General features: G+C 36.3%; 17 protein-coding genes. 15 read left to right on the top strand and 2 right to left on the bottom strand.

What is annotated here, in order from left to right:
- Nucleotides 1-39 precede the first annotated feature (39 nt).
- The 12 genes from aroA (at nt 40) to BCR22_RS10815 (ending at nt 11,757) form a co-directional block, all read left to right on the top strand.
- Nucleotides 40-1,320: a 3-phosphoshikimate 1-carboxyvinyltransferase gene (gene aroA / locus BCR22_RS10760; RefSeq protein ID WP_069654899.1), complete on the top strand. Its 1,281-nt coding sequence runs from the start codon at nt 40-42 to the stop codon at nt 1,318-1,320.
- 17 nt (nt 1,321-1,337) lie between these two features.
- Nucleotides 1,338-1,838 (top strand): shikimate kinase, encoded by a 501-nt coding sequence (locus tag BCR22_RS10765; RefSeq protein ID WP_069654900.1) that lies wholly within the window; start codon nt 1,338-1,340, stop codon nt 1,836-1,838.
- A gap of 12 nt (nt 1,839-1,850) precedes the next feature.
- Nucleotides 1,851-2,699 carry a prephenate dehydratase gene (pheA, locus tag BCR22_RS10770; RefSeq protein WP_069654901.1) on the top strand — a complete coding sequence of 283 codons (849 nt, stop codon included), beginning with the start codon at nt 1,851-1,853 and terminating at the stop codon, nt 2,697-2,699.
- A gap of 110 nt (nt 2,700-2,809) precedes the next feature.
- Nucleotides 2,810-3,937, top strand: a complete 1,128-nt coding sequence (locus BCR22_RS10775) for an LCP family protein (RefSeq protein ID WP_069654902.1) — start codon at nt 2,810-2,812, stop codon at nt 3,935-3,937.
- A 75-nt stretch (nt 3,938-4,012) separates the two neighbouring features.
- Nucleotides 4,013-4,861: a DegV family protein gene (locus tag BCR22_RS10780; protein WP_069654903.1), complete on the top strand. Its 849-nt coding sequence runs from the start codon at nt 4,013-4,015 to the stop codon at nt 4,859-4,861.
- Between the two features lie 260 nt (nt 4,862-5,121).
- Nucleotides 5,122-5,313: a hypothetical protein gene (locus tag BCR22_RS10785; protein WP_069654904.1), complete on the top strand. Its 192-nt coding sequence runs from the start codon at nt 5,122-5,124 to the stop codon at nt 5,311-5,313.
- A gap of 32 nt (nt 5,314-5,345) precedes the next feature.
- Complete coding sequence (locus tag BCR22_RS10790; protein ID WP_069654905.1) at nt 5,346-5,825, top strand: hypothetical protein; 480 nt, start codon at nt 5,346-5,348, stop codon at nt 5,823-5,825.
- 148 nt (nt 5,826-5,973) lie between these two features.
- Nucleotides 5,974-6,252: a hypothetical protein gene (locus tag BCR22_RS10795; RefSeq protein WP_083241820.1), complete on the top strand. Its 279-nt coding sequence runs from the start codon at nt 5,974-5,976 to the stop codon at nt 6,250-6,252.
- 19 nt (nt 6,253-6,271) lie between these two features.
- Nucleotides 6,272-8,335: a cation:proton antiporter gene (locus tag BCR22_RS10800; RefSeq protein WP_069654907.1), complete on the top strand. Its 2,064-nt coding sequence runs from the start codon at nt 6,272-6,274 to the stop codon at nt 8,333-8,335.
- Between the two features lie 56 nt (nt 8,336-8,391).
- On the top strand, nt 8,392-10,278 hold the full coding sequence (locus BCR22_RS10805; protein WP_069654908.1) for an ABC-F family ATP-binding cassette domain-containing protein: 1,887 nt from the start codon (nt 8,392-8,394) through the stop codon (nt 10,276-10,278).
- Between the two features lie 12 nt (nt 10,279-10,290).
- Complete coding sequence (locus BCR22_RS10810; protein WP_069654909.1) at nt 10,291-11,238, top strand: thymidylate synthase; 948 nt, start codon at nt 10,291-10,293, stop codon at nt 11,236-11,238.
- An 18-nt stretch (nt 11,239-11,256) separates the two neighbouring features.
- On the top strand, nt 11,257-11,757 hold the full coding sequence (locus tag BCR22_RS10815; protein WP_069654910.1) for a dihydrofolate reductase: 501 nt from the start codon (nt 11,257-11,259) through the stop codon (nt 11,755-11,757).
- A 68-nt stretch (nt 11,758-11,825) separates the two neighbouring features.
- On the opposite strand, the gene lexA is transcribed toward BCR22_RS10815, so the two are convergent.
- Nucleotides 11,826-12,455 carry a transcriptional repressor LexA gene (gene lexA, locus BCR22_RS10820; RefSeq protein WP_141706568.1) on the bottom strand — a complete coding sequence of 210 codons (630 nt, stop codon included), beginning with the start codon at nt 12,453-12,455 and terminating at the stop codon, nt 11,826-11,828.
- A 296-nt stretch (nt 12,456-12,751) separates the two neighbouring features.
- Between lexA and BCR22_RS10825 the strand changes: the two genes are divergently transcribed.
- The 3 genes from BCR22_RS10825 (at nt 12,752) to BCR22_RS10835 (ending at nt 16,293) form a co-directional block, all read left to right on the top strand.
- Nucleotides 12,752-12,994, top strand: a complete 243-nt coding sequence (locus BCR22_RS10825; RefSeq protein WP_069654912.1) for a DUF896 family protein — start codon at nt 12,752-12,754, stop codon at nt 12,992-12,994.
- A 98-nt stretch (nt 12,995-13,092) separates the two neighbouring features.
- Nucleotides 13,093-15,087, top strand: coding sequence for a transketolase (gene tkt / locus BCR22_RS10830; RefSeq protein WP_069654913.1), 1,995 nt, complete (start codon nt 13,093-13,095; stop codon nt 15,085-15,087).
- 348 nt (nt 15,088-15,435) lie between these two features.
- Complete coding sequence (locus tag BCR22_RS10835) at nt 15,436-16,293, top strand: glucosaminidase domain-containing protein (RefSeq protein WP_069654914.1); 858 nt, start codon at nt 15,436-15,438, stop codon at nt 16,291-16,293.
- 112 nt (nt 16,294-16,405) lie between these two features.
- Here the strand turns inward: BCR22_RS10835 and BCR22_RS15085 are convergent.
- The coding region (locus tag BCR22_RS15085) for a transposase (protein WP_141706569.1) at nt 16,406-16,619 on the bottom strand (214 nt) is incomplete at its 5' end.

The following is a 16,619-nucleotide window of genomic DNA, read 5'->3' on the forward strand; positions in this document are numbered from 1 at the left end:
TGTATCTAGTTACACTATTTTACATTTAGGAGGGCTATTTTGGATTTAGTAATCAATAAAACTAGTTTAAACGGAATGATCGATATTCCTAGTGATAAATCGATCTCTCATAGAAGTATAATGTTTGGTGCAATCGCACACGGAACTACAACAATTAAAAACTTCTTACGAGGAGATGATTGTTTAAGTACCCTGAAAGCATTTCAAGATTTAGGAGTTGAAATAGAAGATGATGGTGAAGTCATAACGGTTTATGGAACTGGTTTTTCTGGGTTAAAACAAGCGAAACAAGCAATCGATGTCGGGAATTCTGGGACAACGATTCGATTAATCATGGGGATTTTAGCAGGAACTTCCTTTAGCACAGAATTATTTGGTGACCACTCAATTGCTAAAAGACCAATGAATCGAGTTATGTTACCTATCAATCAAATGGGAGCTGAGTGCACGGGGCATGACGGGACAGAGTTTCCTCCTATAACGGTTAAAGGTACAAAAAATTTACAACCGATTCAGTATCAAATGCCTGTTGCGAGTGCACAAGTGAAATCAGCGATTCTGTTTGCTGCTTTACAAGCACAAGGAAAATCAGTTATTGTAGAAAAAGAGAAAACGCGGGATCATACGGAAGATATGATTCGTCAATTTGGTGGAGAAATTTCTGTATCAGAAAAAGAAATCAGTATCACTGGTCCACAAAAACTTGTAGGACAAGAAGTCATTGTGCCAGGAGACATTTCTTCTGCAGCCTTTTTCCTTACAGCGGGTTTAATTGTCCCAGATAGCCAAATTACACTGAACAATGTTGGGTTGAATCCTACACGCACCGGCATCATTGATGTTATTCAGCAAATGGGTGGGACATTAACGATTCAAGAAACAGGAAGCGAAGCGAATAAAGCCGGAACGTTAACAGTTGAAACTAGTAATTTAAAAGGCGTCGAAATCAGCGGAGAAATTATTCCTCGTTTGATTGATGAATTGCCAATCATTGCATTATTAGCCACTCAAGCTGAAGGGACGACAATCATTCGTGATGCTGAAGAATTGAAAGTAAAAGAAACTAATCGGATCGATGCAGTTGCAACTGAATTAACTAAAATGGGAGCAAATATTGAACCCACTGATGACGGACTGATCATTCATGGTAAAACGCCGCTATATGCTGCAAAGGTCACTAGTTACGGTGATCATCGCATTGGCATGATGTTGCAAATTGCAGCTCTTTTGGTAAAAGATGGAACAGTAGAATTAGAAAAAGCTGAGGCAATTTCTGTTTCTTATCCAAGATTTTTTGAAGATTTAAACAACTTATATTAATAAATGGAGGAACAAAGATGAAGGGGATTATTTTAATTGGTTTTATGGGCGCTGGTAAAACGACCGTCGGGAAACTTCTTTCAGAAAAAACTGGAATGGAACATATTGATTTTGATGATAAAATCGTGGAAGAAATCGGTATGACGATTCAAGAATATTTTGATTTACATGGCGAAGCTGCTTTTAGAGAAAGAGAAACGAATGTCTTAAAACGTTATTTAGATCATAATCAAGTGGTCTCAACAGGTGGCGGTATCGTCATGAGACCGGAGAATCGGGAACTTTTAAAACAAATGGCACCTGTTGTTTATTTACAAACAAAACCAGAAGTCTTTATTCCGCGCTTGAAACACGATCATACAACGGTTAGACCTCTAGTTGTATCAAAATCTCCAGAAGAAATCAAACAAGTTTTTGAGCCAAGAATCCCTCTTTATGAAGAAAGTGCTAGCATAGTCGTTGATACAGATGAACGAACACCAGAAGAAATCGTTCATGAAATTTTAGAGAATATATAAGTAGGTGAGCTAATGAAAGTCGGATTTTTAGGTCCAGAAGCTTCTTTTACACATACTGCAACAAAAACTGCTTTTCCTGCCGACGAATTGATATCTTATCATTCGATTCCAGCTTGTATTAAAGGTGTTGAGTTTGGGGAAGTTGATTTGGGTGTTGTACCGATTGAAAATACAATCGAAGGATCTGTCAACACAACCGTAGACTATCTGTTTCATCAAACAACAATCCCTGTGGGCGCGGAGATTGTTTTACCAATCTTCCAGCAATTGATGGTCTCAAAAGAAAACAAAGGATCTTGGCAGGAGACTACAAAAATTTTGTCTCATCCTCAGGCTTTAGCACAATCACAAGAGTTCATTCATGCTTATTTTCCAATGGCGGATCTTGAAGTGACACCTTCGACTGCGTATGCAGCTAACTTTGTCGCACTTCATCCTGAACAAAAAATTGCTGCTATTGCACCTAGACTATCTGCTGAGAAATATGATCTTGAAATTGTTGGGCAAGACATTCAAGATGTTGCAATCAATGAGACACGTTTTTGGGTGATTGGATCAGAGAAAGTCGACGTACCAATTAAGTCAAATGATTATAAATTAACGATTGCGCTCACCATGCCCAATAATATGCCTGGCGCATTGCATAAAGCATTATCTGCCTTCAGTTGGAGAGAAATTGATTTGAGTAAGATTGAGTCACGGCCATTGAAAACAACGTTAGGAGAATATTTCTTTTTGATTGATATTAATGTCCAAAAACCACAACAATTATTAGATAATGCTTTAGAAGAAATACGTTTACTGGGTGGAACGGTAAAAATATTCGGAAATTACGCGATTCATCCAATCAACGGAGTATAAAGATCTGAAAAGGTCTTTTTATTTTTTGTTAAATTTTGTCTATCTAATAGGAATTTATGGCAAAATAAGGTATGCTTATAAATGTTGTTAATCGAAGTGAGGTGGAAATGATGAGCCGTGTAGATCGCTATAAACATATACATGATAAGTCAAAACCAGTAGAAGAAAAAAATGGTTTTAATCCAAGAAAAGAAAAAAAATACACAGAAGAACTTGAAAGTAACTATTATCAGAAATCAGAAACCAGTAATGATTCAAACCCGTATGCAGAGCAAACGGAAACGACTGGAAATGCAAAAAGTGTATCAAAAAAAGAAAAAAAACCGAAAAAACCGAGACGAAAGAGACGTTTTAGCTGGCCTAAAAGAATCGCTGTATTCTTAGTATTGCTGATTGTTTTAGCAGTTGGATTCTTTTTCAAAGGAAAATCATATGCTGAAAATGATACTTCGTTACCAAAAGAAGCAATTGAGACGTTTAACGGAGTAAAAAGTGCGAACGGTGCAAATAATATTCTGATCTTAGGCAGTGATACAAGAGGAGAAGATTCTGGACGCGCGGATACTATTATGGTACTGCAATTGGACGGACCTTCAAAAAAACCTAAATTGATTTCATTTATGCGAGATACTTTTGTTGATATTCCAGGCTATGATGAGAATAAGATCAATGCAGCTTATGCGTTAGGTGGAGCGGATTTGGTACGTCAAACTTTAGCGGAAAATTTTAATATTCAGTGTCGCTATTATGCTAAAGTAGATTTTCAATCCTTTGAAAAAATTATTGACTCGATGTTTCCAAATGGAGTTAAAATCGATGCCGAGAAAGACCTAAATTTAGACGGTGTTGATATCTTCAAGGGAAGTCAAAAAATGGATGGACATACACTTTTACAGTATTCTCGCTTTAGAAAAGATGAGGAAGGGGATTTCGGTCGCGTGCGCCGTCAGCAACAAGTTATGACAGCCGTGATGGGACAATTAAAAAATCCTCTAGCATTGATTCGTACACCAGAATCTTTAGGTCGTTTAGTTGGGTATATGTCAACAGATGTTCCTACGACATTTATGCTAAAAAATGGCCCATCATTACTGTTAAAAGGTGGCAGCGGGATTGAGCGCTTAACCATCCCAGTTGAGGGATCATGGAGTAATGTAGACATTGGTTATGCGGGTAGTGTTCTTCAAATCGATTTAGACACAAATAAAGCAGCCGTACAAAGTTTTCTAGACCAATAAGTATTTTATTTAATTATGAACTGATTTATGCTATATTTATAATACCGTGTAAATTTAGTGAAACGAGGTTACAAAATGAAAATTGCTATTGTGACAGATAGTACAGCTTATTTACCTGATCGGATCAAAGACGCATCCAATCTGTTTGTTATTCCCATCCCTGTAATTTTAGATGGTAAAATATATAACGAAGGAATCGACATTGAGGCTGACGAATATTACAGCTTGTTGAATAATAGTAGTGAGTTTCCGACAACTTCTCAGCCTGCCTTAGGTGAAGTGATCGAACTATACAAAGGGATTGCAACCAAAGGATTTGATACGATTATCAGTATTCATCTTTCGGCAGGTATCTCAGGATTTGTTAATACATTATTTTCATTAACCGATTCAATTGAGGGTGTGACACTTTACCCGTATGATTCTAAGATCACAAGTGTACCCATGGGACATATGGTAGAGGCTGCTTTAGATTTAGTGAAGGAAAATGCTAGCTTAGAAGAGATATTTGCGAAATTAGATATCATCAGAGATAATACCTATGCATATTTAATCGTGGATGATCTGAATAACCTTGTACGTGGCGGACGCTTAACCAATGGTGCGGCTCTGATTGCTGGATTATTGAAAATTAAGCCGATTTTGACATTTGAAGATGGTAAGATTATTTTATTTGAAAAGATTCGCTCGACCAAAAAAGCTTTTGCCCGTGCTGAAAATATTATTGGCCAACGTGATAAAGAAATCAATCGATCAGTGAAGTTATATGTAATCCATGCAAATAACTTAGCAGTTGCTGAAGAGGAGAAAGAAAAACTTCAAAAGCAATATCCTGAAGCAATTATTGAAATCGGTCATTTTGGTCCAGTTATTGGAACCCATTTAGGTGAGAAAGCAATCGGAATTTGTATCTCAGCGCAATAAAGAATAAGATGAAACAAAGCGTTTATCGGCTTCTGTTTCATCTTTATTTTTTCATCCTAAAGGTGGATATTATTACTTAAACTATTTGTTATTATTTTATTGGGAAACACGTTTGGTTAGTTCAATTTAAAAATATAGTATGTTACAATAATAATAAATAAATCATACATTTTTAGTCAAGTATCGATAAAGAATAACGATTCAATAGTCATTTTCCTTTAAAGGTAAGATATCTTTAAAGAAAAAAGGAGGGCGAGTGGATGAATCTAATTGAAGAACGTCTACAAAAAGATAAAATGAAACAAGTTCAACTACTCGCTGCATATTACCAAGTAGTTAATCGGTTACCGCTTGGCGATAAGAGAGATCAGATGATTCGAGATATATTAGCCTGTAAGGATAAAATAAAAAAAATCAATCAAAAATTGACAGAACTAAATAAAAAAGAGTAACGATTGTTAAGTTATAAAAGGAGCCTATTTTGGTGATAAATTATTTTACTGTGCTGTTATCAGCCTTTGTTGTGATCATGTATGTTTATCTTATTTTAGTAAGAAAAACCATCCTGATCAAAAGTGTCAAAAGAAAACTTATTTATATGTTAGTGATTGGTTTTAGCCTGCTTATTCTACTTCTTACTTTAGTAACGGAACAAACTTTTGATCAACGCATTCGTGGTTTTTTATCAGTGTTGCTTGTCTTGAGTTTCTTATTAGACACAAAAGGATTGTCAGATGATCGGCTTATTCTAGGTCCCTTCGATAAGAATGGTATTTTGTATCAGGACGTAGACAAGATAGCTCTATTGATCAAAAAAAAAGAAATTCGTTTAAACTATTTAAAAAATGGACGACGAGGTCCAATGATGAAATTTTCTATCCCATTAGAAGATTTACTGGCCTTTTTTTCTGAGCGATTGAATGAAGATACTGAAATCAGCATTCTAGTAGACGAAGGTGAATAAGTAGAATGATCATTATTCCCCTTTTATTGAAATGTAAGCGTTAGAAATTTTTCTCAAAAAGTTTTTTTAAAATAATAGTAAATTTTAGTAGGTATTTCTTTAACAGTTTGCTATAATGTGCAGAGAAATTCTGAAAGGAAGTATTGTTGTGAATAAAGAAATAGAGCAACGAATTGCTGAATTACGCGAAAAATACAAGGAGTTACCACCTGAAAAAAAAGCGGAGTGGGAACACCATATAAAAAAGAGAAACTTTTTAAATTATAAAAAAATTGAATTAATCAAGTCTGAATTACTTCGCTTAGAAGCGCGTCGCGCACAATTAGAATTATGTGACAAGGAAAAAGAGTTATCTTTAGTAGAGAAAAAAATTATGTGTAAAAAAGAAAAATTACTACGGTATTTAGGAAAACAACTCAATCATTGATTAGTAAGGGGGATACGAGATGGAGTTTGTTTATTTAATTATTGTATTTGCTTTTGCGATAACATTTTCAAATGTATTCAATCGAATCGTACCAATTATTCCATTACCGATTGTGCAAATAATTGTAGGGGTTTTAATTGGATTGACGGATGTCGGTCGTGAAATAGTATTTGAACCAGAGATATTTTTAGTAATGATTATTGCACCGTTGTTGTTCCGAGAAGGAGAACGAAATGATATTTCTGCAACGATGAAAAACTTTAGTGTAATATTATTTTTAGCATTTATTGGTGTTTTGATCACACTAGTCAGTGTAGGATGGGCGTTACACATGGTTATTCCTGCTTTGCCGATTGCAGCTTGTTTTGCTTTAGGCGCAGCACTTGGACCTACAGATGCAGTAGCTGTAGGTTCTTTATCTGGGAAAATTCAAATTCCGCCTAAAGCGATGCATATTTTAGAAGGTGAAGGTCTAATCAACGATGCGTCCGGTGTTACGGCGTTTCAATTTGCACTGGCTGCATTATTGACAGGCAGTTTTTCAGCGATGGATGCGGGGATTACATTGGTTTTTTCTAGTATCGGAGGCGCTATCGTAGGGGCTGTTTTAGTGATGATCAAACGTCAGATCGTTATGGTTTTAGAAAAAGCATCTGCAAGAGATGTTACGGGTTATCTATTGTTAGAATTACTGTTGCCTTTTTTAGCGTATATGGTTGCTGAATTATTTCATGTTTCCGGAATTATTGCTGCTGTTGTAGCAGGAGTTATGCAAGCGGCTAGTTTTAAAAAAGTGTCATTGTTTGAAGCAGAACTTTCAAGTGTTTCAGAAAGTACATGGGGAACGATCACGTTTATGTTGAACGCTCTAGTATTCCTTTTCTTGGGAATTGAGTTATCACAGGTATTCTCACCAATCTGGAATAGTGAAACCTATTCTAACAGTTTTCTGATGATTGTTGTATTTATTTTAAGTGTTACATTATTTGTTGCGCGCTTTTTCTCTATTGTATTGATATATAGTGTAAAAAACGGGTTAAAAAATATTTGGCAGTCGATGAATGAAATGTTGATTTTGACTTTTGGTGGAGTAAAAGGGACCGTAAGTTTAGCAACTATTTTTATTTTACCGTTAACTCTAAATGGTCAAGATTTTCCTGAACGTTCGTTGCTCTTGTTTATTACGGCTTGTGTAATTTTGGTTACTTTGGTCGGTGGTATTGTCCTTTTACCGTTCTTAACAGAATCTGACGAGGTAGAGAGCAACAATTTACAAGGTATCACCTTGCTGCAGGAAGTTATTGAACGTCTTAAAAAAATAAATCATAATAATCCTCATGTTGAAATGAATGTTGTAATCGAAAATTATCAAGATCGTGTTAAGGAACTGTACACAGAACAATTGCCGTCAGATCAACGGCAAGAGGTACAAGAGTTAAGAGCATTGATTGTTTCTATCGAGCGCGATGGTCTAGAAGAAAGCTTTCGCCAAAAAGAAATTGGTATTGAAGGGTATCGACTTTATGAACGCTTGATTTCTAGAATGGAACGATCGATTGCTAGACAACTATTATCGATCATTGGTTTTTGGTTGCTTTTTGCGCGCCAAATCATTGCATTCTTCGTCCATCCTAAACACTTATTTGCAAAAAAAGAAGATGAGAATCGAAGAGAATTTCAAAAAGAAGAACTAGAAAATGTTCGACAAGTCTTTTTACAAAATACGGAAGTTGTTTTGAAGAGTTTAGATAATCTAAAAGGGGTTTATGATGACGAAATCATTCAATTTTTCATAGAAGGACGACTACAATTTGCTCATAGATTAGAAGATGGTACCTTTATTGACTCATTTATTGTTCGTTCTCAATCGAATTACGTTAAAGAGCTTCTGATTGGTTACCAAGAGGAACGCAGAGTCATCGATGAATATGAATTATCTGAAATAATTTCTTCTTATGAGGCTAATGAGTATCGGAAAAATGTGAATCTATTAGAATCTTATTCAATTAATGACATTTCAGGAGCTGTTCCGTTTAGAAAGTTAACAAGAGAATTAAAAAAAGAAGCAGACGAAGAAAACTAGCTTCTTTTTTTTGCTTTTTTTTGTTACAATAAGCAGGATGAAAAGGGCGTGAGCATATGAATGAATTAAAAGTAAATGAATTGACGAAAACATATGGAGAGAAGACATTATTTGATCACATTTCTTTCCATATTCACGATAAAGATCGAATTGGATTGATTGGTACAAATGGAACTGGTAAGACTAGTTTATTAAATATCCTTGCTGGTAAAGACAGCGGAGATGGAGATATCGGAGCAATCCAACAAGCCAACGATTACCAAATAGGCTATCTGTCACAAGACCAGGAATTCGATCCGGAACTAACTGTTGTAGAAGCCGTTTTTCAGGGAGACACTCCGATTATTCAAGCGGTCAAAAATTATGAATTAGCGTTGCTTGCATTAGCAGATGACGGACTTAGTGAAGCAGCTCAAAAGCAATATACCCAAGCGGAAGAACGAATGAATAAAGAAGATGCTTGGACAGCGGATACGGATGCCAAAATCATTTTACAAAAATTAGGTATTGAAACGTTGCATAAAAGGATCGGTGAACTATCAGGGGGGCAAAAGAAACGCGTTAGCTTAGCCCAAGTATTGATCGAATCACCAGATTTATTGCTATTAGATGAACCTACCAATCATCTAGACTATGAAGCAATCAGTTGGCTGGAAAGCTTTTTGAATGGATATCGCGGTGCTATTTTAATGGTGACGCATGATCGTTATTTTCTAGACCGAGTAACAAACCGAATTTTTGAGCTATCTTTTGGGAAGTTATATGAATATAAAGGAAATTATGAAGCGTACATTATTGCGAAAGCTGAGCGTGAACGCGTCGGTGTCGAACAAGAAGAAAAAAGAAAGCAGCTTTATAATCAAGAATTAGAATGGATGCGTGCTGGTGTGAAAGCACGAGGAACCAAACAGCAAGCGCGACAAGATCGCTTCCATGATCTGAAAGAAAATCTTCATCAAGTCAACCAAAAAGGTCAATTGGAAATCGATGTTGCAACGCAACGATTAGGAAAGAAAGTTTTAGAAATCAAAGATGGTTACTATCAAATTGAACATAAGACGATTTTAAAAGATTTTGATATACTTATTCAAGCAAAAGATCGTATTGGAATTACTGGGAAAAATGGTGCAGGAAAATCAACATTATTGAATATTCTTGCTGGTCGCTTAGAATTAGAGAGTGGTATGTACTCAATCGGTGAAACAGTCTACTTGGCTTACTATACCCAACAAAATGAAGCAATGGATCCAAACCAACGGATGATTTCTTATTTACAAGAAGCGGCAGAACAAGTGAAGCGGACAGATGGAACAACTATTGGCGTTGCTGAATTATTGGAACGATTTCTATTTCCCCGCTTTATGCATGGAACTGTGATTGGTAAGCTTTCTGGTGGTGAAAAACGTCGTTTGTATTTATTAAAACTCTTGATTGGCCAGCCAAATGTGTTATTATTGGACGAACCAACAAATGATCTGGATATTGATACATTAACGATTTTGGAAGATTATATCCAAACATTCAAGGGTGCAGTTATCGCAGTTTCACATGATCGCTATTTTCTTGATAAAACGATGGAAAAACTACTTGTTTTTCAAGGTGAAGGTCAAATTACAACGTACTTCGGTTCGATGAGTGAGTACTTGATGACGAATAAAGAACAATCGAAAAAGACAATCAAGACTGAAATAAAACCAATGAAAGAAATTGAGAAAAAAGAAAAAACAAAATTGACTTACATGGAACAAAAAGAATGGGAAACAATCGAAAGTGATATAGCACAACTTGAAGATCGTACAGCACGTCTGACTGAAGAGATGAATCATCAAGGGGATGATTTTACAAAACTGCAACAACTTCAAACAGAGTTGTCGAACGCAGAAGAAGAACTTGAATCAAAAATGGAACGCTGGGAATATTTAAGTGAATTTGCAGAAAATTAGGGGGCAGAAACTATGGAAGAAGCATATTTATCGTTAGGCCGTAAAATTTTGAAGGAGGGTCACTTTAAAGAAGATCGTACAGGTACAGGTACAAAAAGTATTTTTGGTCATCAAATGCGTTTCGATTTGTCAAAAGGTTTTCCTCTTTTAACAACAAAACGGGTACCATTCGGCTTAATTAAAAGCGAACTTTTATGGTTTTTAAATGGGGATACGAACATCCGTTTCCTCTTGCAACACAACAATCATATCTGGGATGAATGGGCTTTTGAACGTTACATCAAAAGTGAAGATTACACAGGTCCGGATATGACTGACTTTGGTCGTCGAGTACTGACGGATGAAGCTTTCAAAGAAACTTATGAAAAAGAACACACAAAATTCTGTGATGCTATTTTATTAGATGATAATTTTGCGTCTAAGTATGGTGAATTAGGGAATATTTATGGTGCTCAATGGCGTCATTGGGAAACAAAAGATGGTGGATTCATCGATCAATTAAAAAATGTTATTGAAATGATCAAAAAAACACCAGACTCCAGACGCTTGATTGTATCAGCTTGGAATCCTGAGGATGTCCCATCGATGGCCTTACCACCTTGTCATACGATGTTTCAATTCTATGTCAACGATGGAAAATTAAGTTGTCAATTGTATCAGCGCAGTGGAGATGTTTTTCTTGGTGTCCCATTTAATATTGCTAGTTACGCATTGTTGACGCATTTGATTGCTCATGAAACTGGTTTAGAAGTGGGTGATTTTGTTCATACTTTAGGAGATGCTCATTTGTATACGAATCACATCGATCAAATGAATAAGCAACTTGCTAGAGAAATTCGTTCTTTCCCAACTTTAAAATTGAATCAAGATAAGAAATCAGTATTTGATTTTGAGATGGAGGATATTGTAATCGAAGGATATGATCCTCACCCTACAATCAAGGCACCAATTGCCGTTTAATTCGAAAGGAGTTCTCCAATGTTAGCAGCCATATGGGCACAAGATGAGCAAGGGACAATCGGTAAAGAGAATCGATTACCTTGGCATTTGCCAAATGATTTAAAATTTTTTAAACAAATGACTGAAGACAACACCATTGTTATGGGAAGAAAAACTTTTGAGGGGATGGGCGCTCGGCCGTTACCAAATCGTCAAACGATTGTTCTAACTAGAGACAAAAGCTATCAAGCAAAAGGAGTCATTGTATTTCATACTGTGGATGAAGTTCTTGATTATGCTAAAACTTTTTCAGGAATTACATTCATTGCGGGAGGATCAGCAGTGTATGAAGATTTTTTACCGTATTGTGATGTATTATACCGTACAGTTATTCATCATTCATTTGATGGCGATACACTATTCCCTTCGGTTAATTGGGATGACTGGACCTTGATCAATTTGAGTGCAGGCGAACAAGACGAAGCAAATAGTTACGGCTATCAATTTGAAACATATCAGCGCAAAGTCATGGTAGGTTAAAACGTTTTTTGATTTAAAGAAATAAATAGTAAAAAAACATACTAAGAGTTAGTATGTTTTTTTACTATTTAAATATGATTGCGATACAAACCAACAACTTTTCCTAGAATGCTTACATTATTCAAAATAATTGGTTCCAATGCATCATTTTCTGGTTGTAAGCGAACATGATCTGTCTCTTTGAAGAATCGTTTACAAGTTGCTTCATCTTCATCTGTCATCGCAATAACGATATCACCATTTGAAGCAGCAGTTTGTTTGCGAACAATAACTTGGTCGCCATCTAAAATACCAGCATTGATCATACTTTCACCTCTGATAGTCAGCATGAACAAAGCATTTTCTTCTGCCATTAAATCAGGTGGAAGAGGAAAAAAGTCAGAAGCTTCTTCGACAGCTAAGATCGGCTCACCAGCTGTAACAACACCCAGCATTGGAATCACTGTCGGTCTCACACCGATTCTTTCAAGTCCGTCTGCAGTCAATTCAATTGCTCTTGGTTTTGTAGGATCACGTAAAATGAGTCCTTTTTTTTCTAAACGTGCTAAATGTCCATGAACAGTCGAGGTTGAGGAAAGATCAACTGCTTTTCCGATTTCTCTTACAGTCGGCGGATAGCCTTTTAGTTCAACTTGTTCATATATATATTTTAATACTTCGATTTGTCTTGTGTCTGTACGTTTCACCACAACCCGCACCTTCTTTCGATTTATATTTTTAGTGTACCATAGTTTTATATAGGAATCAAACAAGCGTTCGTGTATTTTTGAAAAAGTATAATTGTAGGAAGGATACTCCAAAAGTGATAAGGCAGTAAATGAAAATTTCAGTAAATAAACGGAATCGTTTCTAATTTTAATAAGAATATAGTTGTATTTTTTGTGCCCATCTTATAAGATAGACTTGGAAAGTAAACTTGTCTAACTTCAAAACTAGCCTTTCAAAAAAAGATTGAATACGCCTATTAAATGTTAAAAACGAGGAGGCAAAATAGATGTTATCGTCAGAAAAAATGAACCGTATTAATGAACTAGCAAAAAAAGCGAAAGAAAATGAATTGACTGAGAAAGAAAAAGAAGAGCAAAAAGTACTTCGTCAAGAATATTTGGCAGCTTTTCGAGGTGGGATGCGGCATCATATTGAAGGTATGAAAGTCGTTGATCCTAAAGGAAATGATGTAACACCAGAGAAATTGAAAGAGATTCAAAAAGCAAAAGGATTGCACAATAGAAAGTAATTTTAGTTTTTTTTACTAAAAGTAATTGCTTTCATAAACGAAATGCGATAAAATGTAGTTAATAAAGGTAAAAAAAACCTAAATAGGAGATGATTTTTTTGTTCGACAACACTGATCAGTTAGGCGTTAACACGATTCGTACATTAAGCATTGAAGCAGTACAAAAAGCTAATTCGGGACATCCAGGATTACCAATGGGTGCAGCACCTATGGCCTATGCACTTTGGACAAAACACTTAAAAGTAAACCCAAAAACTTCAAGAAATTGGGTAGATAGAGACCGTTTTATCCTTTCTGCCGGTCACGGATCTGCAATGCTTTATAGCTTACTTCACTTAGCGGGCTATGGTGTTACAATTGATGATCTGAAAAGTTTCCGTCAATGGGGTAGTAAGACACCTGGACATCCAGAAGTTCATCACACAGATGGTGTTGAAGCAACAACGGGTCCTTTAGGTCAAGGAATAGCGATGGCTGTTGGGATGGCGATGGCTGAGGCACATACTGCTGCAACATATAATCGTGATAGTTTTCCTGTAATCGATCATTATACGTATGCCTTATGCGGAGATGGTGATTTGATGGAAGGTGTTTCTCAAGAAGCAAGTTCTATGGCCGGACACATGAAATTAGGTAAACTGATCGTGTTATACGATTCAAATGATATCTCTTTAGATGGTCCAACGTCAAAAGCGTTCACGGAAAATGTTGGTGCTCGTTATGAAGCATACGGTTGGCAACATATTTTAGTCAAAGACGGCAATGATCTAGAAGAAATTTCTAAAGCAATAGAAGCTGCAAAAGCTGAATCAGATAAGCCAACATTGATTGAAGTAAAAACAGTTATTGGCTACGGTGCTCCAAAAGAAGGTACATCATCTGTACATGGAGCGCCAATCGGGGCAGATGGTATTACTGCAGCTAAAGCTGTTTATGGTTGGGAATACCCAGACTTTACTGTTCCAGAAGAAGTTGCTGCCCGCTTTAAAGAAACGATGATAGAAGAAGGCGAGAAAGCAGAAAATCAATGGAATAAGATGTTTGCAAATTATTCAAAAGATCATCCTGAGTTAGCGAAACAATTTAAACAGGCTTTTGCCGATGAACTTCCTGAAAATTGGGATAGTGAATTACCAACCTATGAAATAGGTTCAAGTGCAGCTAGTCGTGTTACAAGTAAAGAAACGATTCAAGCAATCTCTAAAACTGTACCAGGTTTCTGGGGCGGATCAGCTGATTTGTCTGCGTCGAACAATACGATGGTTACAGCAGAAAAAGATTTTGAGCCTGGTCAATACGAAGGCCGCAATATTTGGTTTGGCGTTCGTGAGTTTGCTATGGCAGCAGCAATGAACGGAATCCAATTACATGGTGGAAGTCGCGTTTACGGTGGAACATTCTTTGTATTTACAGATTATCTACGTCCAGCAGTACGTTTAGCTGCAATCCAAAACACTCCTGTGACATATGTATTAACACATGATTCTGTGGCGGTGGGCGAAGATGGACCAACACATGAACCCGTTGAACAATTGGCAAGTATTCGTTGCATGCCTGGTGTACAAGTAATTCGTCCAGCAGATGGTAATGAAACTGTTGCAGCATGGAAAATTGCGATGACAACAAAAGATGCACCGACTGTCTTAGTTCTAAGTCGCCAAAACTTACCGGTTATTGAAGGGACAAAAGAACATGCAGGAGAATTTGTTCAAAAAGGTGCTTATGTTATTTCTAAACAAAATGGTGAGAAACCTGAAGGGATTTTAATTGCAACTGGTTCAGAAGTGAATTTAGCAATTGAAGCCCAAAAGGCATTAGCTGAACAACGGAAAGATGTCTCGGTTGTTTCAATGCCAAGTTTTGATTTGTTTGAAAAACAAACAGCGGAATATAAAGAAGCTGTATTACCTAAAGATATAACTAAACGAGTTGCAATCGAAGCTGCATCACCTTTTGGGTGGGAGCGTTATGTTGGGACAACTGGTACGACTGTAACGATTGATCACTTTGGGGCTTCTGCTCCTGGAGATTTGGTCTTGAAAGAATTTGGCTTTACAGTCGATAATGTAGTATCAAAATACAATAATCTATAAAAAGTATAAAAGGCAGAGGTTCACATTTCGTGAATTTCTGCCTTTTATATGAATAAATTAGATATTTAAAACGATTTTTATGTAATATTAAAGTAATAAACGTAATATTTTATATTAAAATTAAAAAAGTTAATAAACTTAGGATGAAGGCATTTGCGAAAAGAATAATACTGAATAATATACACTATGTAAAACGAATGAAACAAAAATCGCTATAATCAATAAAACAAAGATTTCAACTGGATTACACTCACTTTAAAACTTCAAATTTCAGGAACAAATAATTGTGCATAAAAAAGTCCCCTAGTAGAATGATAGTATGATGTTCTATTGAGGAGGAACAAGTGAATGAGCGAGATCGAAACAAGAAGTAGTAGACACCAACAAAAAGAACGTAGAAATAATCGTAAACGGATGGTATCTATAATTGGAACTTCATTAGTATTTCTTCCGATTGCTGGGAATATTTTGCCATTAGGTGTTCAAGCAAATGAAGTTGAAGTACAAGGAGACTATTCACAACAAGCATTTATTGATTCTATTGGCTATTCAGCGTCGTCTGTAGCTGACGCTAATGATTTATACGCATCTGTTATGATTGCTCAAGCATTATTGGAAAGCAGCTACGGTACTTCAGGATTAGCTGCAGCTCCGAATTATAATTTGTTTGGCGTAAAGGGAAGCTACGGTGGACAAACAGTCTATATGCCGACTTCGGAATATTTGAATGGTCAATGGGTAACGATAACTGAGCCATTTAGAAGTTATCCATCATACACTGAATCATTCCAAGATCATGCCAATGTACTTAAAACGACGTTAGCTTCTAGCGGAGACTATCATTATTCTGGCGTGTGGAAAAGTAATACAACTAGTTACATGGATGCGACAGCTGCTTTAGCTGGACGCTATGCAACTGATCCAAACTACGCTGGGAAATTAAATTGGTTGATTGAGGCATATGGTTTGACTGCATATGATAGTGGAAATAGTGCAACAGTTACAACTGTTGCGAGCCCTGTAACGAATCAATCTGCTGTTGGACAAAGCAGTGCAACTACCACAGCTCAAACATATACTGTAGCTTCTGGTGATACTCTTTGGGGGATAGCTGAAAAATTTGGTGTTACTGTCGACCAACTGATGGCTTCCAATGGTATAACGGCTGAGTTGATTACTATAGGACAAGTCTTACAAGTCGCATAAAAAAATCTTCCAACAATCTGTCGTGAAAATGACTATTTGTTGGAAGATTTTTTCGGCTCTTTGTCAACTAATGTTGGTGAAGAAATCCAAAGAATTAAATCACTAATGAAGCCTAGAGGGAAATTCCTCTAGGTTTTTCTATTTGATTTAAAAGAACAGTGCCAAAGCATAAAGTAATTCTCAATTTAAAATTATAGAAGTTACGGAAGCCATAGGCGTTTCTCTTTAGTACTTTTATATGGTTATTCAAGCATTCTAATGGTCCGTTGGAATAAGGCAAATTCAACGCATTTTTAATGCCCGTTTGAACTTTTTTAAAGGTAGTA

This window comes from Enterococcus plantarum (assembly GCF_001730295.1).
Classification (GTDB): domain Bacteria; phylum Bacillota; class Bacilli; order Lactobacillales; family Enterococcaceae; genus Enterococcus_L; species Enterococcus_L plantarum.

Bases quoted from the DNA above. Each gene is read 5' to 3' on its own strand.
- BCR22_RS10765 (WP_069654900.1), top strand. From the start codon at position 1,338: ATGAAGGGGATTATTTTAATTGGTTTTATGGGCGCTGGTAAAACGACC.
- pheA (WP_069654901.1), top strand. From the start codon at position 1,851: ATGAAAGTCGGATTTTTAGGTCCAGAAGCTTCTTTTACACATACTGCA.
- BCR22_RS10775 (WP_069654902.1), top strand. From the start codon at position 2,810: ATGAGCCGTGTAGATCGCTATAAACATATACATGATAAGTCAAAACCA.
- BCR22_RS10780 (WP_069654903.1), top strand. From the start codon at position 4,013: ATGAAAATTGCTATTGTGACAGATAGTACAGCTTATTTACCTGATCGG.
- BCR22_RS10785 (WP_069654904.1), top strand. From the start codon at position 5,122: ATGAATCTAATTGAAGAACGTCTACAAAAAGATAAAATGAAACAAGTT.
- BCR22_RS10800 (WP_069654907.1), top strand. From the start codon at position 6,272: ATGGAGTTTGTTTATTTAATTATTGTATTTGCTTTTGCGATAACATTT.
- BCR22_RS10805 (WP_069654908.1), top strand. From the start codon at position 8,392: ATGAATGAATTAAAAGTAAATGAATTGACGAAAACATATGGAGAGAAG.
- BCR22_RS10810 (WP_069654909.1), top strand. From the start codon at position 10,291: ATGGAAGAAGCATATTTATCGTTAGGCCGTAAAATTTTGAAGGAGGGT.
- BCR22_RS10815 (WP_069654910.1), top strand. From the start codon at position 11,257: ATGTTAGCAGCCATATGGGCACAAGATGAGCAAGGGACAATCGGTAAA.
- BCR22_RS10825 (WP_069654912.1), top strand. From the start codon at position 12,752: ATGTTATCGTCAGAAAAAATGAACCGTATTAATGAACTAGCAAAAAAA.
- BCR22_RS10835 (WP_069654914.1), top strand. From the start codon at position 15,436: ATGAGCGAGATCGAAACAAGAAGTAGTAGACACCAACAAAAAGAACGT.